General features: G+C 70.2%; 20 protein-coding genes. 5 read left to right on the top strand and 15 right to left on the bottom strand.

The window, feature by feature from the left end; all coding sequences use genetic code 11:
- Positions 1-63: 63 nt before the first annotated feature.
- The 5 genes from OG589_RS43325 to OG589_RS43305 are packed head-to-tail and all read right to left on the bottom strand — an operon-like array spanning position 64 to position 5,789.
- Positions 64-1,341: a thymidine phosphorylase gene (locus OG589_RS43325; RefSeq protein WP_405144756.1), complete on the bottom strand. Its 1,278-nt coding sequence runs from the start codon at positions 1,339-1,341 to the stop codon at positions 64-66.
- Between the two features lie 41 nt (positions 1,342-1,382).
- Positions 1,383-1,781: a cytidine deaminase gene (locus tag OG589_RS43320; protein ID WP_363921676.1), complete on the bottom strand. Its 399-nt coding sequence runs from the start codon at positions 1,779-1,781 to the stop codon at positions 1,383-1,385.
- Positions 1,778-3,046, bottom strand: a complete 1,269-nt coding sequence (locus OG589_RS43315; RefSeq protein WP_405144755.1) for an ABC transporter permease — start codon at positions 3,044-3,046, stop codon at positions 1,778-1,780. Before OG589_RS43315 ends, OG589_RS43320 begins: the two co-directional genes overlap by 4 nt.
- Positions 3,043-4,185 (bottom strand): ABC transporter permease, encoded by a 1,143-nt coding sequence (locus OG589_RS43310; RefSeq protein WP_405144753.1) that lies wholly within the window; start codon positions 4,183-4,185, stop codon positions 3,043-3,045. Before OG589_RS43310 ends, OG589_RS43315 begins: the two co-directional genes overlap by 4 nt.
- On the bottom strand, positions 4,182-5,789 hold the full coding sequence (locus tag OG589_RS43305; RefSeq protein WP_405144752.1) for an ABC transporter ATP-binding protein: 1,608 nt from the start codon (positions 5,787-5,789) through the stop codon (positions 4,182-4,184). Before OG589_RS43305 ends, OG589_RS43310 begins: the two co-directional genes overlap by 4 nt.
- On the opposite strand from OG589_RS43305, the gene OG589_RS43300 reads away from it, so the two are divergent.
- Positions 5,713-5,871, top strand: a complete 159-nt coding sequence (locus OG589_RS43300; protein ID WP_405152263.1) for a hypothetical protein — start codon at positions 5,713-5,715, stop codon at positions 5,869-5,871. The genes OG589_RS43305 and OG589_RS43300 overlap by 77 nt on opposite strands.
- 202 nt (positions 5,872-6,073) lie before the next feature.
- On the opposite strand, the gene OG589_RS43295 is transcribed toward OG589_RS43300, so the two are convergent.
- From OG589_RS43295 to OG589_RS43280, 4 genes are all read right to left on the bottom strand, one after another.
- Complete coding sequence (locus OG589_RS43295; RefSeq protein WP_405144751.1) at positions 6,074-7,147, bottom strand: BMP family protein; 1,074 nt, start codon at positions 7,145-7,147, stop codon at positions 6,074-6,076.
- Positions 7,148-7,372: 225 nt separating this feature from the next.
- Positions 7,373-8,614 carry an amidohydrolase gene (locus OG589_RS43290; protein WP_405144749.1) on the bottom strand — a complete coding sequence of 414 codons (1,242 nt, stop codon included), beginning with the start codon at positions 8,612-8,614 and terminating at the stop codon, positions 7,373-7,375.
- Positions 8,601-9,782 (bottom strand): glutamate--cysteine ligase, encoded by a 1,182-nt coding sequence (locus tag OG589_RS43285; RefSeq protein WP_405144747.1) that lies wholly within the window; start codon positions 9,780-9,782, stop codon positions 8,601-8,603. Before OG589_RS43285 ends, OG589_RS43290 begins: the two co-directional genes overlap by 14 nt.
- A gap of 190 nt (positions 9,783-9,972) precedes the next feature.
- A complete protein-coding gene (locus tag OG589_RS43280) occupies positions 9,973-10,188 on the bottom strand; it encodes an SCO4848 family membrane protein (protein WP_405144745.1) in 216 nt (71 codons plus the stop codon).
- Positions 10,189-10,295: 107 nt separating this feature from the next.
- Here OG589_RS43280 and OG589_RS43275 point away from each other — a divergent pair, with 107 nt between their 5' ends.
- Positions 10,296-11,426: a D-alanyl-D-alanine carboxypeptidase family protein gene (locus tag OG589_RS43275; RefSeq protein WP_405144744.1), complete on the top strand. Its 1,131-nt coding sequence runs from the start codon at positions 10,296-10,298 to the stop codon at positions 11,424-11,426.
- Positions 11,427-11,439: 13 nt separating this feature from the next.
- Here the strand turns inward: OG589_RS43275 and OG589_RS43270 are convergent, their stop codons facing one another.
- The 3 genes from OG589_RS43270 to OG589_RS43260 form a co-directional block, all read right to left on the bottom strand.
- Complete coding sequence (locus tag OG589_RS43270; RefSeq protein WP_405144743.1) at positions 11,440-12,381, bottom strand: YihY/virulence factor BrkB family protein; 942 nt, start codon at positions 12,379-12,381, stop codon at positions 11,440-11,442.
- A 125-nt stretch (positions 12,382-12,506) separates the two neighbouring features.
- The gene (gene trpS / locus OG589_RS43265; RefSeq protein WP_405144742.1) at positions 12,507-13,511 is read right to left on the bottom strand and encodes a tryptophan--tRNA ligase; all 1,005 of its coding nucleotides are present in this window, start codon (positions 13,509-13,511) and stop codon (positions 12,507-12,509) included.
- Positions 13,512-13,552: 41 nt separating this feature from the next.
- Positions 13,553-14,869, bottom strand: coding sequence for a hemolysin family protein (locus tag OG589_RS43260; RefSeq protein ID WP_405144740.1), 1,317 nt, complete (start codon positions 14,867-14,869; stop codon positions 13,553-13,555).
- A gap of 155 nt (positions 14,870-15,024) precedes the next feature.
- On the opposite strand from OG589_RS43260, the gene galE reads away from it, so the two are divergent.
- Both galE and OG589_RS43250 read left to right on the top strand, forming a co-directional pair.
- Positions 15,025-15,987 carry a UDP-glucose 4-epimerase GalE gene (gene galE, locus OG589_RS43255; protein ID WP_405144739.1) on the top strand — a complete coding sequence of 321 codons (963 nt, stop codon included), beginning with the start codon at positions 15,025-15,027 and terminating at the stop codon, positions 15,985-15,987.
- 109 nt (positions 15,988-16,096) lie between these two features.
- Complete coding sequence (locus OG589_RS43250; RefSeq protein WP_405144738.1) at positions 16,097-16,222, top strand: hypothetical protein; 126 nt, start codon at positions 16,097-16,099, stop codon at positions 16,220-16,222.
- 10 nt (positions 16,223-16,232) lie between these two features.
- Here OG589_RS43250 and OG589_RS43245 read toward each other — a convergent pair whose 3' ends face one another.
- Together OG589_RS43245 and OG589_RS43240 are read right to left on the bottom strand one after the other, a co-directional pair.
- Entirely contained in the window at positions 16,233-17,087 is an 855-nt protein-coding gene (locus tag OG589_RS43245; RefSeq protein WP_405144736.1) for a hypothetical protein, read from the bottom strand.
- A gap of 158 nt (positions 17,088-17,245) precedes the next feature.
- Positions 17,246-18,709, bottom strand: a complete 1,464-nt coding sequence (locus OG589_RS43240) for an MDR family MFS transporter (RefSeq protein ID WP_405144735.1) — start codon at positions 18,707-18,709, stop codon at positions 17,246-17,248.
- A gap of 93 nt (positions 18,710-18,802) precedes the next feature.
- Between OG589_RS43240 and OG589_RS43235 the strand changes: the two genes are divergently transcribed.
- The gene (locus OG589_RS43235; RefSeq protein ID WP_405144734.1) at positions 18,803-19,375 is read left to right on the top strand and encodes a PadR family transcriptional regulator; all 573 of its coding nucleotides are present in this window, start codon (positions 18,803-18,805) and stop codon (positions 19,373-19,375) included.
- Here OG589_RS43235 and OG589_RS43230 read toward each other — a convergent pair.
- Entirely contained in the window at positions 19,372-21,258 is a 1,887-nt protein-coding gene (locus tag OG589_RS43230; protein ID WP_405144732.1) for a serine/threonine-protein kinase, read from the bottom strand. The two genes, OG589_RS43235 and OG589_RS43230, sit on opposite strands and share 4 nt — an antisense overlap.
- Between the last annotated feature and the right edge of the window lie 367 nt (positions 21,259-21,625).

The raw sequence follows: 21,625 nt of genomic DNA, 5'->3' as shown, positions 1-21,625 counted from the left end.
CGGGCGCGGGGGCCCTTCTCATGTCGAGGAGGGCCCCGTGCCCGTCCGCCGAGAGGCGTGGCGTCAGGCGGTGATCCGGTCGATCACGAGCGGGAGCAGGCCCGGGTCGCCCGCCTCGCCGACCTGGTAGGCGCCGTCGAGCGCCGCGAGGGCCCGCTCGAAGCGGGCGGTCTCGTCGGCGTGCAGGGTCATCAGGGGCTGGCCCTCGCGCACGGTGTCACCCGGCTTGGCGTGCAGCGTGATCCCCGCGCCGAAGGACACGGAGTCCTCCTTGCGCGCCCGGCCCGCGCCGAGGCGCCAGGCCGCGAGCCCGACCCCATAGGCGTCCAGCCTGGTCAGCACCCCGGAGGCGGGCGCCGTGACCTCGACGGTCTCGGCGGCAGTGGGCAGCGCGGCGTCCGGGTCGCCGCCCTGGGCGGTGATCATGCGCCGCCAGGCGTCCATGGCCGAGCCGTCCTTGAGCGCCTCCTCGGGGTCCTTCCCGGAGATGCCGCCCGCCGCCAGCATCTCGCGCGCGAGCCGTACGGTCAGCTCCACCACGTCGGACGGGCCGCCTCCGGCGAGCACCTCGACGGACTCCTGGACCTCCAGGGCGTTGCCGACGGCGAGGCCGAGCGGGCGGTCCATGGCGGTCAGCAGCGCCACCGTCGTGACCCCGTGGTCCGTGCCGAGGTCGACCATCGTACGAGCCAGCTCGCGGGCCGTCTCGACGCTCTTCATGAACGCGCCCGAGCCGACCTTGACGTCGAGCACCAGCGCGCCCGTACCCTCGGCGATCTTCTTGGACATGATCGAGGAGGCGATCAGCGGGATCGACTCGACCGTACCTGTGACGTCGCGCAGCGCGTACAGCTTCTTGTCGGCCGGCGCGAGCCCGTCGCCGGCCGCGCAGACCACCGCGCCGGCCTCCCGCAGGACGGCGAGCATCTCGTCGTTCGAGAGCGACGCCCGCCAGCCGGGGATGGACTCCAGCTTGTCCAGCGTGCCCCCGGTGTGGCCGAGGCCCCGTCCGGACAGCTGGGGAACGTACGCGCCGCACGCGGCCACCAGCGGGGCCAGCGGCAGCGTGATCTTGTCGCCCACGCCGCCCGTGGAGTGCTTGTCGGTGGTCGGCCTGTCGAGCGCCGACCAGTCCATGCGCGAGCCGGACCTGATCATCGCCTCGGTCCACCTGCCGATCTCGCGGCGGCCCATCCCGTTGAGCAGGATCGCCATGGCCAGGGCGGACATCTGCTCGTCGGCGACCTCTCCCCGCGTGTAGGCGTCGACCACCCACGAGATCTGGTCCGCCGACAGCTCGCGGCCCTCCCGCTTCGTGACGATGACGTCGATCGCGTCCATCAAAGGCCCCCCGGAAAAAAGGATCGTCAAGTGAGAAAGGTTCAGGCGCCGCGGGACAGGTCGTCAGGGCCGAAGGCGAACGGCAGGATGTCCGCCATCCTCCAGGGCCCCTCGGGGGTCTCCACCAGCAGCTCGGGCCCGCCGTGCTCGAAGAGGAGCTGCCGGCAGCGCCCGCAGGGCATGAGCAGCTCGCCGTGGCCGTCGACGCACGTGAACGCCACGAGCCTGCCGCCGCCCGAGGCGTGGAGCGCGGAGACCAGGCCGCACTCCGCGCACAGCCCGAGGCCGTAGGAGGCGTTCTCCACGTTGCACCCGGTGACCACGCGGCCGTCGTCCACCAGCGCGGCGGCGCCGACGGGGAACTTCGAGTACGGCGCGTACGCGTGGGCCATCGCCGCCACGGCCCGCCGCCGCAGCGCGTCCCAGTCGAGGTCGCTCATTTCGCCTGGCCCTTCCGGTAGGGAACGCCGTCGGCCGCCGGCATGCGCAGCCGCTGGGAGGCCAGCGACAGGACCAGCAGCGTGGTGAGGTGGGGAGTGAACGAGGTGAACTGCTCGGCCACGGTGTCGGTCACCGCGAAGACCGCGAACACCAGCACCGCGAAGACGCCGCTGATCAGCGCCGCGCGGTTCCTGTGCTGCTGTACGAGCTGGTAGACCGCGAAGGCGGCGAGCAGCATCGCGACCACCAGCAGCAGCGCGTGCACGGACGTGCCGCCCTGGCGGAGCTGGAGCGCGTCGGTGTACCCGAAGAGCAGCGCGCCGCCCGCGAGGCCGCCCGGCCGCCAGTTGCCGAAGATCATGGCGGCGAGGCCGATGAAGCCGCGGCCGCCCGTCTGGCCCTCGCGGTAGATGCCGGCGGCCACGATCGACAGGAAGGCGCCGCCGAGGCCGGCCAGCGCTCCGGAGGTCACGACCGCGAGGTACTTGTAGTAGTACACGTTGACGCCGAGCGACTCGGCCGCCACGGGCCGCTCGCCGCACGCGCGCAGCCGCAGCCCGAAGGCCGTGCGCCAGAGCACGTAGAAGCTCAGCGGCACCAGCAGGATCGCCACGATCGTGAACAGCGAGATGTTCTGCGTCACGCCGCGGAGCACGCCCGCGATGTCGGACAGCAGGAACAGGTGGGTGTTCTCCAGGTCCCGCAGCGGTACGCCGATGCCGGGGATGCTGACGTCCGTGACGGGCGGGATGCGCGGCGACTGGGTCTCGCCGCCCCCCTTCATGCCGGTGAAGATGAGCTTGGAGAGGTACTCGGTGACGCCCAGGCCGAGGATGTTGATGGCGACGCCGGAGATGATGTGATCGACGCCGAACGTGACCGTGACGAGGGCGTGCAGCAGCCCGCCCAGCGCGCCGCCGATCGCTCCGGCGATGACGCCGGCCCACGGGGTGCCGAAGGTCAGGGCGCCCCAGGCCCCGCACCAGGTGCCGAGGATCATCATGCCTTCGAGGCCGATGTTGACCACTCCCGCGCGCTCGGACCACAGTCCGCCGAGGGCGGCGAGGCCGATGGGCACGGCGAGGCCGACGGCCGCGCCGATGGTGCCACCCGAGGTGATGTCGTTCGCCCCGGTCACCACCCGGGCGATGGACATCATGACGAGCAGCGCCAGCACGCCGAGCAGCAGCACCTGCCAGCTCAGGCGGAAGCGGCGAACCTGCGGTGGCGCGGGTGGCGCCGCGGAGATCTCGGAGACGGTCACGCCACCGCTCCTTCCACCGGTGCGGAGGCCTCCGCGGAGAGCTGCCTGCTCACCCTGCGCTGCTCGGCGGCGAGGCGGTACCGGTGGACCAGCTCGTAGGCGACGATGACCGAGAGCACGATGGTGCCCTGCATGATGATCACGATCTCCTTCGGGATGCCTTCGAGGTCCAGGATGTCCGAGGAGTTGTCGAGGAAACTCCAGAGCAGTGCGCCGATCGCGATGCCGGCCGGGTTGTTGCGGCCGAGGAGGGCGATGGCGATGCCGGTGAAGCCGAGGCCGGTCGGGAAGTCCAGGCTGTAGGAGTACGACGCGCCCAGCAGCTGAGGCATGCCGACCAGCCCGGCGGCCGCACCCGAAAGGATCATCGTCAGCAGGACCATCTTCTTGACGTTGACGCCGCTCGCGACCGCCGCCGACTCGGACCGCCCGGTGGCCCGCAGGTCGAACCCGAAGCGTGTCCAGTTGAACAGCACGTGGTACGCCAGGCCCAGAGCCACCGCCACGATGACGAACCCGAAGACCGGGGTCTTCGTGCCGGGGATGAGCTCGAACCCGGGGAACTGGCCGGACGGGGGGATCGGCTTGGTGCCGATGTTGTTGCTGCCCGACACCGCCACGGCGAGGCGGTCGGTGGTGAGCAGCCAGGCGCCGACCCCGGTCGCGATCGAGTTCAGCATGATCGTCGAGATGACCTCGCTGACGCCCCGGGTGACCTTGAGGATTCCGGCGATGGACGCCCAGACGCCGCCCACGGCCACCGCGACGAGGATCGTGACCCCGACGTGCAGCGGGGCGGGGAGCACCAGCGCGCCGCCGACCGCGGCCGCGACCAGGGCGGCGAGACGGTACTGGCCGTCGACGCCGATGTTGAACAGGTTCATCCGGAACCCGACCGCGACGGCGAGCGCGGAGATGTAGTACGTCGTCGCGAGGTTGATGATCATCACGATCGTACGCGGCTGCGAGCCGTAGTCGACCAGCAGCTTCATCGTCTCGAGCGGCGGGTTGCCGGTCAGCTGAAGGATGATCGAGGTCACGATGCCGGCGAAGACGATGGCCAGCAGCGGGGCGGCGAGCCCCAGCAGGCCTCCGAGCCTCACCCTGCCGAGCAACCGGTCGGTGAACGACGAACTCATGCTTCCTCCCCGGCGTCGGTCGCTGCCGAGCCGAGTTGCTCAGTGGGCGTGTGGTCCCGGGCGCCGGTCATGGCGGATCCGAGCCGCTCGGGGGTCACGTCGCCGGGGTCGACGTCGGCGACCATGCGGCCTCGCAGGATCACCTTCAGGGAGTCGGACAGGCCGATCAGCTCGTCCAGGTCCGCCGAGATCAGCAGGACGGCGAGGCCGACCGCGCGCGCGGTACGCAGGTGGTCCCAGATGGCGGCCTGCGCGCCAACGTCCACGCCGCGCGTCGGATGGGAGGCGATGAGCACGACCGGGTCGCCGCTCATCTCCCGTCCGACGATCAGCTTCTGCTGGTTGCCGCCGGACAGCGCGGCGGCGTCCACGTCGATGCCGGGGGTGCGGACGTCGTACTCCTCGACGATCCGCTGGGTGTCGGCGCGGGCTCCGGCCCGGTCGATCCATGGCCCCCTGACGTTGGGCCTGCGCGTCTGGTGGCCGAGGATGCGGTTCTCCCAGAGCGGGGCCTCCAGCAGCAGGCCGTGCCGCTGCCGGTCCTCGGGGATGTACCCGATGCCGCCCTCACGCCTGCGCAGGGTGGTCCACGCGGAGACGTCGGCGCCGCCGAGCGTGATCACGCCGTCCGCCGGGCGCATGCCCATGATGGCCTCGACCAGCTCCGCCTGCCCGTTGCCCTCGACGCCCGCGATGCCGAGCACCTCGCCCTTGTGGATGTCGAACGAGACGTCCTCCACGACCGCCCGTCCGTCCGGATTGCGTACGGTCAGGTTCCGCACGGCCAGCGCGACGTCGGCGGTGACCGTCGACTCGCGCGTCTCGGGGCTCGGCAGCTCGCTGCCGACCATCAGCTCGGCGAGCTGCCTGGCCGTGACGTCCTTGGGGTCGACGCTGGCGACGGTGGTGCCGCGCCGGATCACCGTGATCGCGTCGGCGACCGACAGCACCTCGTCGAGCTTGTGCGAGATGAAGATGATGGTCAGGCCCTCGCGGACCAGGCCACGGAGGTTGTCGAAGAGCTCGTCGACCTCCTGCGGCACCAGCACGGCGGTCGGCTCGTCCAGGATGAGGATGCGCGCACCCCGGTAGAGGACCTTGAGGATCTCCACGCGCTGCCGCGCCCCGACGCCGAGGTCCTCGACCAGGGTGTCCGGGGCGACCCCGAGCCCGTAGGCGTCGGAGATCTCCTTGATCTTCCGGTGCGCCGCGGCGAAGTCGATGCCGGCCCCGCGCCTGCGCGGCTCGCTGCCGAGGATGATGTTCTCAAGGACGGTCAGGTTGTCCGCGAGCATGAAGTGCTGGTGCACCATGCCGATGCCGGCGGCGATGGCGTCACCCGGCGTGCGGAAGCCGACCGGGGAGCCGTCGACGCGGATCTCGCCCTCGTCCGGCCGCTGCATGCCGTATAGGATCTTCATGAGCGTGGACTTGCCCGCGCCGTTCTCGCCGACGATGGCATGCACATGCCCGCGTCGCACGCTGAGACGGATATCGCGGTTGGCGACGACACCCGGGAATCTCTTGGTGATCCCCTCTAGCTCGACGGCGGGCTCGGTGGCGGTAGCCGAAGAAGTCGAAGTGCTGATGGCGGCCTCCTCCATGCGGATGGCCTCGAAGGCGGGACTGGCGAGCCTCGTGGGCGTGGCGGCCGGTCTTGTCCATGCGGGTGGCCTGGTGGCGTGACTGATGCGTGGCAGCCGGCCGTGTCGGCGGATCCGGTGAGCCCTTCGGGCACTGCGGCCGGCCTCGTGGGCGGTCAGAGGGCCTGTAACTGCGCACCAGCCGTCCTCGTGGGGCCGACCGACGGCCTCGTGGGCGAAGCGGGTGAACTGACAGTAGTCCAGGGGGCCCGGGGAAACTGCCTCCGGACCCCCTGGAACCGCGATTATTCGGCGGGAACCTTGATCTCGCCGTTGATGATCTTCGTCTTGTACTCGTCGATCTTGTTCTTGATGTCGTCGACCTGGCCACCGGTGGTGGAGAAGTCGACGCCGCCCGCCTTGAGGTCGTAGGTCGTCGGACCGGCCTTGACCGTTCCGTCGGCGAAGCTCTTCAGGAAGTCGAACACCGCGACGTCGACCTTCTTGAGCATGGAGGTGAGGATGACGTCACGCACGCCCGCGTCGGCCGTGAGCGCCTGGTCGGAGTCGACGCCGATGGCGAAGGCCTTCGCCGCCTTGGCCGCCTCGAAGACGCCGCCGCCCGAGCCGCCCGCCGCCTGGTAGACGATGTCGGCGCCCGCGTCGTACATGCCCTGGGCCGCGGTCTTGCCCTTGGCCGGGTCGTTGAAGCCAGCGAAGTCCGGCGGCTGGGTGAGGTACTTGACGTCGATCTTGATGTCCGGCTTGACCGACTGGGCGCCCTTGGTGAAGCCCACCTCGAACTTCTTGATCAGCGGCACCTGCACGCCGCCGACGAAGCCGATGTGGTCCTTCTTCGTCTTCAGGGCGGCTGCGGCGCCCACCAGGAACGAGCCCTCGTTCTCGGCGAACACCAGGTTGGAGATGTTCGGGCCCTCGGCCCCGTCGTCGACGATCGCGAACTTGGTGTCGGGGAACTCGGCCGCGACCTTCTTGGTCGCCTCGGAGTAGGCGAAGCCGACCGCGATGACCGGGTTGTAGCCGCCCTGGGCGAGCAGGCGGAGCCGCTGCTCCTTCTGGGCGCCGGTCTCGCCCGGGTTGGCCGAGAGCTCCTTGGTGTCGGCCAGCTTGAGCTCGGTCTTCGCCTTGTCCAGGCCCACCGCGGCGGCGTCGTTGAACGACTGGTCACCACGGCCGCCGATGTCGTACGCGAGGCCGACCTTGGCGCCGGTCGGCGCCGCCGCCGAGGAGGCGTCCGACGCGGCGGGCGCCGCCGTCTCGGTGTCCGAAGTACTACTGCCTCCACATGCCGCGACGGCCATGAGCATGGCCCCCATCGCGGTCGTGGCTGCCAGCTTGCTTGCGTGAGTGCGGAGCAAGGTGACTCCTCCCGTGTATCTTCGCCGTCCAACTTGTGTGCACGCGCGAAGGAACGCACGGCAACCCTGCACGGAAGATAGTTGTTTGACCGGTGTTGGCCAAACCGGCGCCCGGCTCCGAAATAGGTCCGTTATGCAGCTCACGCCGCCCTGTGACCTGCGAAACCGTGAGACGGGACGGCGGGGACGCCATTTGGGGCGCCCCCGCCGTACTGCGGAGCTCTGTCAGGCCGTGACCGGGTGGACGGCATCCTGGTCGGCGGAGGTGCGGTGCCCTTCCCAAAGCGCGGTGAGCGCCGTGGCCGCCATCACGCTGACGCCGACGCCGATGCAGCTCTCGTCCACGTCGAACGTGCCCTGGTGGATGTCGATCTGCCGGGTCTCCCCCGGCGCTCGCACGCCGAGCCTCGCGTACGCTCCGGGAACCGACTCCAGGTACCACCCGAAGTCCTCGCCGCCGAGGGACTGCGGGGTGGGAACGGTGGCGTCGGGGCCGAGCACCTGGCCGGCCGCGTCCCGCAGCATCTGGACGCTGGTCACCTCGTTGATGGTCGGCGGGACGCCGCGGATGTAGTTCATCTCGGCCTCCACGCCGTAGGCGATCGCGACCGAGTCGAGCAGCGACTTGAACAGGTCGGGCGCCTCGTGCCAGGCCTGCTCGTCCAGGCAGCGGATCGTGCCCTCGGCCAGGCCGTCGTCGGGGATGGCGTTGGCGACCGAGCCCGCCTGGACCCGGCCCCACACCAGCGACAGCGAGGAGCGGGGGTCGACCCGCCTGCTCAGCGCGGCGGGCAGCTCGGTGACGATCTTGGCAAGCGCGAAGACCAGGTCGGCGGTTAGGTGCGGGCGGGCGGTGTGGCCGCCGGGCCCCGCGACGCGGACGCTGACCTTGTCACAGGCCCCGGTGATGGGACCGACGCGCAGGCCGAGCCTGCCGACCTCGACCCTTGGGTCGCAGTGCAGGCCGAAGATGCGGTCGACGCCGTTGATGCCCCCGGCCTCCAGCACCTTCAGCGCTCCGCCGGGCATGACCTCCTCGGCGGGCTGGAAGATCAGGCGCACCCGGCCGGGCAGCAGGCCGGCCGCAGCCTGCTCGGCGAGGAACAGGCCCGTGCCGAGGACGATGGACGTGTGCACGTCGTGCCCGCAGGCGTGGCAGACGCCCGTGATGGTCGAGCGGTAGGGGACTTCCTTCTCGTCCTGGAGCGGCAGCGCGTCGATGTCGGCGCGCAGCGCGACGGTGGGGCCGTCGCCGCTGCCGATGTCGCAGATCAGGCCGGTGCCGCGCGGCAGCGGTGTCGGCACGAGCCCGGCCTCGGAGAGCCGCGCGGCGATGCGCTCGGTGGTGCGGTGCTCCACGAACCCGAGCTCGGGGTATGCGTGCAGGTCGCGCCGGAAGTCGATGAGGGACTCGTTGTTGACGTTCAGGAACGCGTCGAGTTCCCCCCGTAGATCACGTGCCGGCATGACCGATCGCCCCGTTCGACGTCCTCGAGTTGGTGGTGACGAAGCGGTCCTCCGCGAGCTCGACGATCGTCGCGTCCACGACGTCGTCGAGGGTGCCGCCTCCGGAAAGGATCGCGCGCTGGCGCTCGCAGGAGTTGCCCTGCTCCACCACGTCGGCGATGGTCGCGAGCTCGTCGGGACAGCCGAGTCGCTCGGCCACCGGCGCCAGCTCGCGCGTCAGCTCGTACAGCATGTCTCTCATGGGCGCGGTCGAGCCGTGGTCATCGGTGATCACGACCGCGTCCAGCCCGTATCGGGTGGCGCGCCACTTGTTGTCGCGAACGACCCAGGGGGCGGGATGCGGCAGCCGGTACCCGCGGTCGAGCTGCTGATCGAACTGCTGCACCAGACACTGCGACAACGCCGTCACCATCCCGACCTCTCTCAGGGTCGGTATACCGTCGAACATTCGAATCTCAATCGTGCCGAAGTCAGGATGCGGCCGGATATCCCACCACACCTCTTTGATGCTTTTGATGGTCCCCGCCCGCTTCAGGGTGTCCATGTACTCCTCGAACTCGGCCCAGTCCGCCAGCATGTGCGGCGGTCCGGCCGTAGGCAGCGCGCCAAAAACGATGGCCCGACTGGAGGCGAGTCCGGTGTCTTGCCCGCCCCAGTACGGGCTGGAGGCCGTCAGCGCGAGGAAATGAGGCAGGTAGGCCGCAAGTGCGTTGACGATGGGGATGACTTTATCCCTTTCCCGTACCCCCACGTGGACATGTACGCCAAATGTTTGGATCCGCCATGCCAGCCACTGCATCTCCTCGACCAGCTCGGTGTACCGCTGGACGGGTGCGTAGACCGCCTCGCGCCAGTCGCTGATGGCGTGCGTCCCCGTGCAGGCCAGGGCCATGCCCCGCGTCTCGACCACCTGGCGGACGCGGTCGATGGTCGTCTTGAGGTCCTTCACGGCCTCGGACGCCGTGTGGCACACGTCGGTGATCACTTCGAGCTGCGACTGCATCAGCTCGTGCATGACCTTCGGGCGCGGGCTCTCACTCAGCTCGGGGATGGCCTCCAGGACCTGGCGCGCGTCCTGGCGGAGCCGGCGGGTGTGCGTGTCGACAAGCTGGAGTTCCCATTCGACGCCCAGCGTCGGGCCGCGCGAAGGATTGAACTCAATTGTCACGGCACGCCTCCATGGGCATTGGTCTCAGGCCGAGTTTCCGCCGCCTAGCGAAATCGGCCAACCCTGCGGTCACCCCAGTTCGCGCCGACTTACAGGTTTCCCGGCATCGGCGCCAAACCGGAGATGGCCCCCACACATGCATGGTCAACCGCAAAACGGTCGTTTACCATCTCTGCCCGCGAAGAGGGGCTTATATGCGGGCGTCACGCGGGGCGGCGCGCCACGCACGCCAGCCGATGGCCCCGATCGCCAGGGCGAGGATCAGATTGACCGCGATCAGGATGCCGTGCACCACATAGAAGGCCGTGGGATGCCCGTCGGCGAGGTTGAACCCGAGGTTGATCCACTCGAACACCATGAAGGCGGCCAGGGCCAGGAGGAACCCGGCGACGCGTCGTGTCATCATCACCTCCTCCATCCTACCGCCCTGGTTACTGACCAGCACCTTCGCGATCTTTGTCGTGTCTTGCCCCATCTGAAAAGCGACAAAGCTACGCTGAGTTCTCTATGGGGATGAAGCACGTAACAGCACTCAGCGCACTCGCGCTCGCCGGGGGACTCACGTTGGTCACCCCTGCTCAGGCGCGCGCCGCGACCGACGACACCACGCCCATCGGCGGAATGCTGCTGGGACGGCGCGGCGTCGTAGTCGACTCGGCGGCCAAGGCGCTGCCCAAGACCGAAGCCTCCGCCTTCGTGGTCGCCGACGCGGACACCGGCGAGGTGCTCGCCGCCAAGGACCCGCACGGCCGCTACCTTCCCGCCAGCACGCTCAAGATCCTCACCGCCGTCACGCTCATCCCCCGCCTGAACAAGAACAAAGTCATCAAGCCCAGCGCCGAGGCGTGCAACGTCGAGGGAAGCGCCGTGGGCCTGACCCAGCACAGGATCTACAAGGTCGACGACCTGTTCCGCGCGCTGATGATGGTCTCGGGCAACGATGCCGCCGTGGCGCTCGCCGAGACCAACGGCGGAGTCGCGCGCACCCTCACCGACATGAACGCCGAGGCCAAGCGGCTCCAGGCCCTCGACACCGTGGCCAAGACGCCGAACGGCCTGGACGAGCCGGGCCAGAGCAGCTCGGCGTACGACCTGGCGCTGATCGCGCGGGCCGGGCTGGCGAACCCCGACTTCCGCGAGTACGTCGGCACCAAGCTCGCCGACTTCCCCGCGCCCGAGGGCAAGCACTACCAGATGGCCAACCACAACAAGCTCCTCGGCAAGTACCCCGGGATGCTCGGCGTCAAGAACGGCTGGACGACCAAGGCGCTCGGCAGCTTCGTCGGTGCCGCCAAGCGGGACGGGCACACGATCATCGTCTCGGTGATGCGCCACGAGGGCTCGTTCTGGGAGGAGGTCAAGGAGCTGCTCGACTGGGGTTTCACGGCCAGGGGCCACGTGACGCCGGTCGGAGCGCTGGTCGGGCCGGTCGTCCCCAAGGCGAAGCCCACCAAGCCCGTCGGCGGTCCTCCGGGGGCGGCCCCCGCCCCCGCCAAGCCCGTCGTCGCGGCGCAGGACTCGGCGCTGGTCGGCATCGGCGCCGGGGTGGTGGCCGTGGGCCTGCTCGGCGGCGTGGTCTGGGTCGTGTACGGCGTGCGGCGCCGCTCGCGGGCCGAGCCGCGCCCCGAGCCCACAGAGGTGTGACGCCGGCCAGCGGCTAGTCGTAATCGCTGGTGGGCATGGGCGTGGGCTCGGGCGGCGGCGCGCCGTCTGCGGTGGAGGTCCACGCCGCCACGTACAGCACCCAGCGCGCCGAGAGGTTGAGCCAGACCAGCAGGCCCACGACCACGGCGAACGCGCCGTAGATGGGGTTGCTCAGCGTGTGGGACAGCAGCAGGGTGGCGAGCTGCTTGAGCACGCCGAACCCGATGGCCCCGAGCAGCGCCCCCTTGAGGAGGGTTCTGAGCGGCTTGCCCACCTTGGCCAGCCAGGCGAGGATGATCAGGAACACCAGCATGTCGGCCGCGACGCCGATCAGCACCCCGGCCAGGGGCAGCAGGGTCGCGGCGACGACCGAGCCGTCCAGCCTGAGCCACCCCATGATCGTGCCGGTGGCCTGGACGGCGACGCCGCCGGCCACCACCGAGATCACCATGGTGAGCCCGATGAGCACGAGCGCCACCAGGTCGCGCAGCTTGGCGACGAACCAGTTCACCGGGGGTTCGCAGCTCACGCAGATGTCGTGCAGCGCGTCCCGCAGGGCGTCCACGGCGCCGATGCCGGCGTACAGCAGGCCCAGCAGTCCGATGATCCCCGCGCTCGTGCGCGCCTGGGAGAGCTGGTCGATGTGCAGCTGGCCGGCCAGGCCGGGAAGCTGCTGGTTGATGGCGGCTTCGAGGGTCTCCAGCGCGTGCGGGTTGAGCGCCACCACGTAGCCGAACAGGGCGAAGGCCAGCGCTATCAGCGGGAAGAACGACAGGAACGCGAAGTAGGTGACGGCGCCCGCCAGCCGGTCGCCCCGCTGGCTCTGGTAGCGGTGGACGGTGCGGATCAGGTGGTCGACCCAGGGCCAGCGGACGCGGTAGTACTCGGTTCTGGCCCTGCCCCACGCCTTGACCGCCTCGACCCTCTGGAGGAACGAGGCCCACGCACTTCCCATCCTGCCCACCTACCCAGCAGACGTACGGTATGCGGACAGAGAATGGTCACCTCAGAGGTATCTCGGCGCCACCCCGCTCGTGGACCGGAGGCCGCGCCATGGCCGGGCGCCGCCTCCGGTGAGGCTCAGCCCCTCGGGACGAACCCGACGCGGTCGCGGACGGCCTCCATGGTCTCGCGGGCGATCTCGCCGGCCCGCCGCGCACCGACCGCGAGCAGCCGGTCGAGCTCGGCCTCGTCGGACAGGAGCTTCTCGGTGCGCTCGCGGATCGGCGCGAAGGCGTCCACGATGACCTCGGCGACGTCCTTCTTGAACGCGCCGTAGCCGAGACCCGCGTAGCGCGCCTCCAGGTCGGGGATCGGCGTGCCGGTGATGACCGACTGGATGCGCAGGAGGTTGGTGACGCCGGGCTTGTTCTCGGGGTCGGCGACGACCTCGGAGCCGGTGTCGGTCACCGCGCGCATGACCTTCTTGCGCAGCGGGCCCGGCTCCTCGAGCACCTCCAGCAGGCCCTGGGGGCTGGAGGACGACTTGGACATCTTCGCCAGGGGATCCTGAAGGTCGGCGATCTTCTCGACCTCCTTGAGGATGTACGGCGCGGGCACGTTGAAGGTCTGGCCGTAGCGGCTGTTGAACCGCTGGGCGAGGTCGCGGGTGAGCTCCAGGTGCTGCTTCTGGTCGGCGCCCACCGGCACCTGGTCGGCCTGATACATCAGGATGTCGGCCGCCTGGAGGATCGGGTAGGTGAACAGGCCCACGCCGGCCGAGCTCTCGCCGTACCTCGCCGCCTTGTCCTTGAACTGCGTCATGCGGGCGGCCTCGCCCATGCCGGTGTTGCAGATCAGGATCCAGGCGAGCTCGCTGTGCTCGCGGATGTGGCTCTGCACGAACAGCGTGCTGCGCTCGGGGTCGATGCCGGCGCTGAAGAGCTGGGCGGCGGAGACGCGGGTGCGGCGGCGCAGCTCGGAGGCCGAGGGGTTCACCGTGATCGCGTGCAGGTCGGCGATGAAGTAGAAGGCGTCGTGCGTCTCCTGCATGTCGACCCACTGGCGGACGGCACCGAGGTAGTTGCCCAGGTGGAACGAGTCAGCGGTGGGCTGGATGCCGGAGAGAACACGAGGTCTGGCCATAGCAAACAATTCTGTCAGGACTCCAGGGTGGTCTGCGACTCCTACTCAGGACTCGGGGCGTCATCGGAGTCGGGGGGCACGACTTTCCTGATCACGCGCACCCGGCCCACCCTGCGGCCGTCCATCTCGGTGACGATCAGCGAGCAGGCGGGCCGCTCGACCCTCTCCCCTGACTCGGGAAGGTGCCCGAGCGCGGCCATGACGAACCCGCCGAGCGTCTCGTAGGGGCCCTGCTCCAGCCGGATGCCGGTCTCGCTCTCGAAGTCGTCGAGGTTGATCAGGCCCTCGATCTCGATCTCGCCCGCCACCAGCCGCACCGGCTGCCCGGCGGCGTCGTACTCGTCGCGGATGTCGCCGGTGAGCTGCTCGACCAGGTCCTCCATGGTCACGATGCCTGCCGTGCCGCCGTACTCGTCCACGACGATGGCGAGGTGCTGGCCGTCGTCGCGCATCTCGGTCAGCGTGGGGAGCACCCGCTTGGTGGCGGGCAGCAGCTTGACCGGCCTGATGGGCACCAGCTCGCTGATCGGCTCGATGCTGCCGGTGAGCACGGGGTCGAGAAGATCACGCACGTGGACGAACCCCACGATGTTGTCGTAGGAGTCCCGGTACACGGGGAACCGCGAGTGGGGCATCGCCGCGGCCAGGATCGCCGCCTCGGCCAGGGGCGTGTCGGCGGACATGAACTCCACCTCGGTGCGCGGCAGCATCACCTCCCTGAGATGGCGCTTACCGGCCGTGAACACCTCGTCGATCAGGTCTCGCTCGTCCTTGGTGAGCTCCTGGTGGCCGACGACCATGTCCCTGAGCTCCTCGGTGGTCATCGCGGCGCGGTCGGCGTGGGGGTTGCCCCCGAGGAGCCGCACCACGCCGTCGGTCGACTTGGACAGCACCCAGATCACCGGCCGCGACAGCGAGGCCAGCCGGTCGAGGAAGGGCGCGACCAGCAGCGAGAGGCCTTCGGCCCGCTGCCTGGCGAGCCGCTTGGGCGCCAGCTCGCCGAGCACCAGGGTGACGTAGGAGATCGCGAGCGTCACCACCACGAGAGACAGCGGCCGTACGGCTCCGGCGGGCACCCAGGACTTGGCGATGAGCGGCTCAAGCTGACCCGCCAGGGTGTCGGCCCCGACCGCGGCCGACAGCACGGTCGCGACGGTCATCCCGATCTGCACGGCGGAAAGGAAGCGGTTCGGGTCGCGGGCCAGCTTGGCCACGCGTGAGCCGCGCCTGCCCTCCTCCGCCAGCTTGCGGACCTGGCTCTCGCGCAGGGAGACCATGGCCATCTCGGCGGCCGCGAAGAACCCGCCGATCAGGACGAAGACGAGGACGAGGACGATGTTCGCCGCGACGTTGTGCACGTCGATCGATGTCCGTTCGAATAAGGCTCACATGATGATCTGGTCAGCGTACCGGCTGCGCTTTATCTCGCCGTCGTCCAGCGGCGCGTAAGCTGGGCACTGGCCGTACAAAACCGCACACGATCAAACAAGATCGCACGGATGGGTGGGGAAAAGTGAAGCTGCTGGTAACCGGGGGCGCCGGTTATATCGGAAGCGCCGTGGCCGCACAGCTCATCGAGACCGGTCACGAGGTTACCGTCCTCGACGACCTCTCCACAGGGCACGCCGACGCGGTTCCGGCGGGCGCTTCCTTCGTCGAGGGCTCCGTCACCGAGGCGGGGGCCGTCCTCGCGCAGGGGTTCGACGGCGTGCTGCACTTCGCCGCGCGGTCGCTCGTCGGCGAGTCGGTGGAGAAGCCCGGGCTCTACTGGTCCAGCAACCTCGGCGGCACGCTCGCGCTGCTCGATGCCATGCGGGCGCACGGCGTGCGGCGCATCGTCTTCTCCTCCACCGCGGCGACGTACGGCGAGCCCGAGGGCACCCCGATCGTCGAGACCGACCCCACCCGCCCCACCAACCCGTACGGGGCGTCCAAGCTCGCGGTCGACACCGCGCTCACCGCCTTCGCCGGCCTGCACGGCCTCGGAGCGGTCAGCCTGCGCTACTTCAACGTTGCGGGCGCCTTCACCGCCGCCGGCGGGCAGGTCTACGGCGAGCGCCACGCCGTGGAGACCCACCTGATCCCGAACGTCCTCGCGGTCGCCCTCGGCCTGCGCGAGTCGGTGAACGTCTTCGGCACCGACTACCCCACCCCCGACGGCACGTGCGTGCGCGACTACGTCCACGTCACCGACCTCGCGCGGGCCCACCTGCTGGCCCTCGACTCCTGCCGGCCCGACTCGCACAAGATCTACAACCTGGGCAGCGGCACGGGCTTCTCGGTGCGGGAGGTCATCGCGGTCTGCCGCGAGGTCACCGGTCACCCGATCCCCACCGTGGTCGGCGAGCGCCGGGCGGGCGACCCCGCGGTGCTGGTGGCCTCCTCCGAGCGCATCCAGCGCGAGCTCGGCTGGAAGGCTGAGCACGCCGACCTGCGCACGATCGTCACCGACGCCTGGGCCGCCCTGACCCGCTGACCCGGCAACCTGTGAAATCGAATCACGTTCTGCGAAAGAGGCATCTCGCTCCGTCATCTGTGGTGAGATCTCATACGTGATAAAAGCTGCAAACTTTTCACCTTTTGCGGTGAAGGTGGCGCTGGCTGGTCTCATCGTGTTCTGCGCCGTGCTCGCCGCGGCCGGCGCGGTGTTCGCCACCACGGTCCCGGAGGACGGGCGCGGCCACGGCCGGTGCACCTCGCACTCCGGATGAGGGCCGGCGGCTAGCCGTGCCGCAGGGAGACCCGCATGCGCGCCTGGTTGTTGGCCGGGCGGCGGTCGCCGACGCGCGCGGAGAACACCGTCGCCTCCGTGTCGACCTCGCGCGACCCCCGGCGAGGCATGCGGAAGACGAGGCTGAGCGTCCCGCGCGCGCCCGACCCTATCGGCCGCAGCGCGCAGCCCACCTGCCCACGCAGCTTCGCGCACCGGGCGCCGCTGGCCGAGACGAACCGGGCGCCGTGCTCGGTGAAGTAGACGCGGGCGTCGCGCACGGGCACCGGCCCGCTGTTGCGCACCGACGCCCTGACGGTGAAACGCTGTCCCGGCTTTGCGATCCCCCTGGCGGGCGAGAGCCGCACGGCGAGGTCGGCCCCCTCGCCCACCTTCGTCAGGACTTCGGCGTGGTTGTCGGCCTCGTTGTCGTCGACCACCTCCGACGTCAGGCGGGCGGTCGCGCGGAGCGGGCCACGCGCGCCCGTACCGACCACGCCGAGCACCGTCACCGCGCCCGAGTCACCGGCCTGGATGTCCGTCGTGGAGGGGCAGACCACCTCGTGCTTGGACGTCCCCGGGTGGCACGAGGCGACGTTGACGGCGATGACGTCCACCTGGTCGGGAACGCGGATCGTGAGCACGGGCAGCACGGCGTCGCCCGGCCCGGCGTTGCGCACCTTCACCTCGTAGGACAGCCACTGCCCCGGCTGCGCCACGCGCGGGGAGGCGGTGAGGCGCACCGACAGGTCCGCCCCTCCCCACAGTCTCGGCGAGTGTCTCGCTGACGCGTTCACCACCGCCGGAGCACCCGCGACGACGAGCAGGACGAGACCGGCGGCGATGCCCGCCGAGAACAGACCCATTGATGTGCGACCCCCATACGTTCGAGATCAATTGAACGCCGCGAGGGTCTCGCCGCGCCCGCCCGACACGCAGCCCCCGATGCAGACGAATCCCACCGAACGGCAAAGGTTGGTCCCGTTCCGGTCACCCCGCTCCCCCGCTCACTCCGTTCCCCCGCTCACTCCGGGACCGGAGCCGTACGGGCCCCGAAGTCGAGGACGGTGCGGCCGGGCAGGAAGGCCAGGGCCACGACGGCGACCACCGCGCCCGCCACCGCGAGCCAGGGGATGACCGTGGCCGCCGCCGCGGCATGCGCATCGGCCAGGCCCGCGTGCCCTGCCGCCTGGTCGCGGACGACCGCGGTGTACGCCGTGCCGGCGACCGCCAGGGCCACCGAGCCGCCGATCTGGCGGAAGAACGTGAGGTTCGCGCTGGCCGTGCCGATGTAGCTGGGCGGCACGGAGTACTGGACCGCCACCGTCAGCCCCGAGAGCATCGGGCCGATGCCGAGCCCGATGAGCGCCATCCAGGCCACCAGCGACCAGGTCGGGGTGTCCACGGCCAGCCCGGAGCACAGCAGCGCGCCGGCCACGATGAGGAACGGCGCCGCGAGCAGCCACGGCTTGTAACGGCGCGTCTTGCTGATCAGCGCGCCCGTCAGCACGCTGCCGGCCACCATGCCGAACATGAGCGGGTAGATGTGCAGCCCGGACGACGTGGCGCTCTGGCCCTGCGCCTGCTGGAAATAGCGGGGCAGGAAGACGGCCCCGGCGAACAGGCAGGACGCGGTGAAGAAGGAGGTGATGTTCACGATCGTGTAGGTGCGGTCGCGGAACAGGTGCAGCGGGATGATCGGCTGCTCGGCACGCGCCTCGACCAGGACGAACACCGCGAGCAGGACGGCCGAGGCGACCAGCGGGCCGATGACGGGCGCGCTCGTCCAGGTGTGGTCGTCCAGGCCCTTCTCCGTGAGGCCGAGCAGGAGCGAGCTGATCGCCACGGTGAACACCGCGATGCCGAGGTAGTCGGGCCTGGACCCTCCGGTGCCCGGCACGCGGGGCAGGCGCGGCACGATGATGGCCAGGAGCAGCGCCCCGATCGGGATGTTGACGAAGAACGCCCAGCGCCAGCTCGCGTGGTCGGTGAAGAACCCGCCGAGGAACGGCCCCGCGATGTAGCTCGCGGCCATGACGGCCCCGATCGCGCCCTGCACCCTGCCGCTCCTGTCCGGCGGGAACAGGTCGGCCATCAAGGCAAGGGACAGCGGCAGGAGCGCCCCCGCGCCCAGCCCCTGCACGCCGCGGAAGGCGATGAGCTGGCCCATGTTCTGGGCGAGCCCGCACAGCACCGAGCCCACCAGGAACACCACGATGCCGATCAGCAGCAGGGGCTTGCGGCCGTAGGCGTCCGACAGCCTGCCGTACAAGGGGACCGTGACCGTCGAGGTCAGCAGGTAGGCGGTGACGACCCAGGTGTAGAGCCCGGCGCCGCCGAAGTCCGCGGTGATGCGGGGTAAGGCGGTGCCGACGATCGTCTGGTCGAGCATCGCGAGGAACATCCCGCCTAGCACGCCGAACAGCAGCAGGCCGTTGCCCCGCTCCTGGCGCTCTGTGCCGGCCGGAGCCGTGGTCATCGCCGTCATCGCCTGTCCTCTCAATCCACTGGCATGTCTGCTTAGACAGGTAGAAGGTGACATGTCTGTACTTACATGTCAATCCTTAGTTATGCTGATGCCATGTCGCTGCGGATCGCCCTGCTGGGCCTGCTGTCCTTCTCCGGGCCGGCCAGCGGATACGACCTGACCAAGAAGTTCGAGACGTCGCTCAACTACGTCTGGCAGGCGGGGCACAGCCAGATCTATCCCGAGCTGGCCAAGATGGCGGCCGACGGCCTGATCACGGTCGAGGCCGAGGGCGCGCGCGGGCGCAAGATGTACACCATCACCCGCGAGGGGCACGACGAGCTGCGCCACTGGCTGACCGAGCACACGCCGAGCGGGCCCGTGCGTAACGAGAGGGCGCTCCAGGCCTTCCTGCTACCGCTCCTCGACGCGCCGGAGGCGCTGGCGGTCCTGCGCAGGGTGAGCGCGGGCGTGGAGGCCAGGCTGGACGACCTGCAGGCGCTCCGTGCGACCAAGCAGGCACAGATCTGTCCCGACAGGGGAACGGTCGGCGGCTACGCCCTCGACCTCGGCATCAGGAACGCCCTCACCACCCTGGCGTGGGCCAGGGACACCGCCGCCTCCATCGACCCCGGCCCCGTCGGCCCCGGCTCCGGCTTCGCCGAGGAGCCGTCCGACCCGGCCTAGCCGCAGCTCACGGGGGCGGGCCTGGTCGTCTCGGGGTCGAAGCCGACCTTCCCGAAATACTTCTCGAGCAGCGTCTTCACGGTGCCGTCCTCGTACATCTGGGCGATGGCGGCGCGCACCGTCTTGCAGGTCCTGCTGTCGCCCTTCTTGACCGCGACGGCGTACCGCTCGTCGGTCAGCCTGGCGCCCAGCACCTTGTAGCGGATGCTCTCGCGGTTGGCGAACCCGGCCAGCAGCAGGTCGTCGCCGGGGACGGCGTCCACCTTGCCCGCGCGCAGCATGTTCATGCAGTCGGCGTAGGTGTCCGCGACGACGAGCCGCACCTTGACGGCGTCCTGGACGATGCCGGTGGACATGCTCGACCCCGGCGAGCACATCTTGCGCCCCTCCAGGTCGGCCACCTTCGTGTACGGGTCGCCGTCCCGTACGAGCACGTCGACGTGTGCGGTGTAGTACGGCCCCGCGAAGGTGACCTGGTTGTTGTCGTTGATCGGATAAGTCGCGATCACCAGGTCGGCCGCGCCGGAATTCAGGAGGGACACCCGCTCGGTCATGCTGGACGCCTGGTAGGTGATGCCGCTGCGGGGGACGCCGAGCTGCTTGGCGATGTAGGCGCCGACCTCCACCTCGAAGCCGTGCCACTCTCCCCCGTCGCTGAGGGCGATGCCGGGCACGAGGTTGCGCATGGCGATGGTCAGCTTGTGCGTCCTGGCCGCCTTGTCCACGACGGAGGAGAACGCCGGGGGCGTGTCGGGGGTGCGCCCGGGCGTGCTCGCCTGGCGCGTCGCACCAGGGGAGACGGACGCCAGGCCCGGCCCCCACTGCCTGGCGGCGAGGGCGCCGCCGCCCGCGAGCACCATGACCGCGACCGCCGCGGCGAGCCACCTGCCCCGCCGAGGACGCCTGCTCGGCGCCTCCTCGGCGAGTGCGCCGGCCTCCGGCGCCGGGGGGACGACGGAGCCTGCCGACCCCGCGTCGCGGGTGCCGCCCCGGCCCGTCCACGCGGATGCGATCGTCTCGCGGCCGGCCAGCTCGGCGCCCTGGCTGAGCACGGCGGTGGACGCGCCCACCGCCTCGGCGTGGCCGAGCAGGCGGAGCAGGATCTGGTCGGCGGAGGGCCTGGCGCCCGGCGACTTGTGCAGGCATGAGCGCACCACGCCGCGCAGCGGCTCGGGCAGGCCGCTCACGTCGACCTCGTGGTTGAGCACGCGGTTGAGGACCACGGCGATGGAGTTGCCGCCGAACGGCGCGGAACCGGTGGCCGCGAAGGCGACCGTCGAGCCCCACGCGAACACGTCGGCGGGCGGGCCCACCTCGCCCCCGGAGATCTGCTCGGGCGCCATGTAGGCGGGAGTGCCGACGGCCCTGCTGGTGATCGTGCCCGTGGAGTCGAGGATGCGCGCGATGCCGAAGTCGACCACGCGGGGCCCGTCCGCCGCCATCAGCACGTTGTCGGGCTTGAAGTCGCGGTGCACGATGCCCGCGTGGTGGATGGCCGTCAGCGCCGTGGCCGTACCGACCGCGAGACGCTCCAGCTTGCTGCCCGACAACGGCCCGGTGGCCTCGACGGTCTCGCGCAGCGACGGCCCCTCGATGTACTCGCTGGCGATATACGGCGTGTCGCCGTCGAGGTCGGCGGCGATCACCCGGGCCGTGCAGAACGAGGCGACCCGCTCCGCGGCCTTGAGCTCGCGCGCGAAGCGCGACCTCGCCGTCAGGTCGCCGCTGAACTTGACGTGCAGCAACTTGACCGCGGCACTCTCCCCGGCGTCGCTCTCACCGAGGTAGACGACCCCCTGACCGCCCTCCCCGATGCGCCCGGTGAGTCTGAAAGGGCCCAGCTGCCGGGGATCTCCCCGTCCGAGCGGCCCGAGCTCCGGCATTCCTGTCCCCGTGATTCCTCAAGTGTCGACCATGAGAACTTTACGGCCCCTTGGTGGTCTTACCGGGAACCGAGACCACGCCGTAATCTCCCATGTCGGCCGGACCGGCCGCCACGACGCGAAAGGCCGCCCGCCGGAAACCCCGGCGGGCGGCCCCTCGATCACGGCCGTCCGACCCTCGTCAGACGCCCATCTTCTTCTTGAGGGAGTGATCTACAGTTGGCGGGACCTGCGGCAAGCACGGATTCACCGCTTTGATCCTGCTCCTAGGTGGTCAGCTCCAGTCGTCACCTGTCATCGTTCGTCGCCCCCGGACGGCCCACACACGGCCCCAGCCGCCCTGATATTTGTGCTGGCCTCCCGACAG

Source organism: Sphaerisporangium sp. NBC_01403 (assembly GCF_045040145.1).
Classification (GTDB): Bacteria; Actinomycetota; Actinomycetes; order Streptosporangiales; family Streptosporangiaceae; genus Sphaerisporangium; species Sphaerisporangium viridialbum.
Note: the sequence above shows the minus strand (reverse complement) of the source record. Positions and strands in the feature narration are given on the sequence as shown.

Excerpts from the sequence above, each read along its gene's own strand:
- OG589_RS43290 (WP_405144749.1), bottom strand. The coding sequence starts at position 8,614 with ATGCCGGCACGTGATCTACGGGGGGAACTCGACGCGTTCCTGAACGTC.
- trpS (WP_405144742.1), bottom strand. The coding sequence starts at position 13,511 with ATGGCCAGACCTCGTGTTCTCTCCGGCATCCAGCCCACCGCTGACTCG.
- OG589_RS43320 (WP_363921676.1), bottom strand. The coding sequence starts at position 1,781 with ATGAGCGACCTCGACTGGGACGCGCTGCGGCGGCGGGCCGTGGCGGCG.
- OG589_RS43240 (WP_405144735.1), bottom strand. The coding sequence starts at position 18,709 with ATGACGGCGATGACCACGGCTCCGGCCGGCACAGAGCGCCAGGAGCGG.
- OG589_RS43275 (WP_405144744.1), top strand. The coding sequence starts at position 10,296 with ATGAAGCACGTAACAGCACTCAGCGCACTCGCGCTCGCCGGGGGACTC.
- OG589_RS43310 (WP_405144753.1), bottom strand. The coding sequence starts at position 4,185 with ATGAGTTCGTCGTTCACCGACCGGTTGCTCGGCAGGGTGAGGCTCGGA.
- OG589_RS43325 (WP_405144756.1), bottom strand. The coding sequence starts at position 1,341 with ATGGACGCGATCGACGTCATCGTCACGAAGCGGGAGGGCCGCGAGCTG.
- OG589_RS43270 (WP_405144743.1), bottom strand. The coding sequence starts at position 12,381 with ATGGGAAGTGCGTGGGCCTCGTTCCTCCAGAGGGTCGAGGCGGTCAAG.
- OG589_RS43305 (WP_405144752.1), bottom strand. The coding sequence starts at position 5,789 with ATGGAGGAGGCCGCCATCAGCACTTCGACTTCTTCGGCTACCGCCACC.
- OG589_RS43245 (WP_405144736.1), bottom strand. The coding sequence starts at position 17,087 with ATGGGTCTGTTCTCGGCGGGCATCGCCGCCGGTCTCGTCCTGCTCGTC.
- OG589_RS43280 (WP_405144745.1), bottom strand. The coding sequence starts at position 10,188 with ATGATGACACGACGCGTCGCCGGGTTCCTCCTGGCCCTGGCCGCCTTC.
- OG589_RS43230 (WP_405144732.1), bottom strand. The coding sequence starts at position 21,258 with ATGCCGGAGCTCGGGCCGCTCGGACGGGGAGATCCCCGGCAGCTGGGC.
- OG589_RS43235 (WP_405144734.1), top strand. The coding sequence starts at position 18,803 with ATGTCGCTGCGGATCGCCCTGCTGGGCCTGCTGTCCTTCTCCGGGCCG.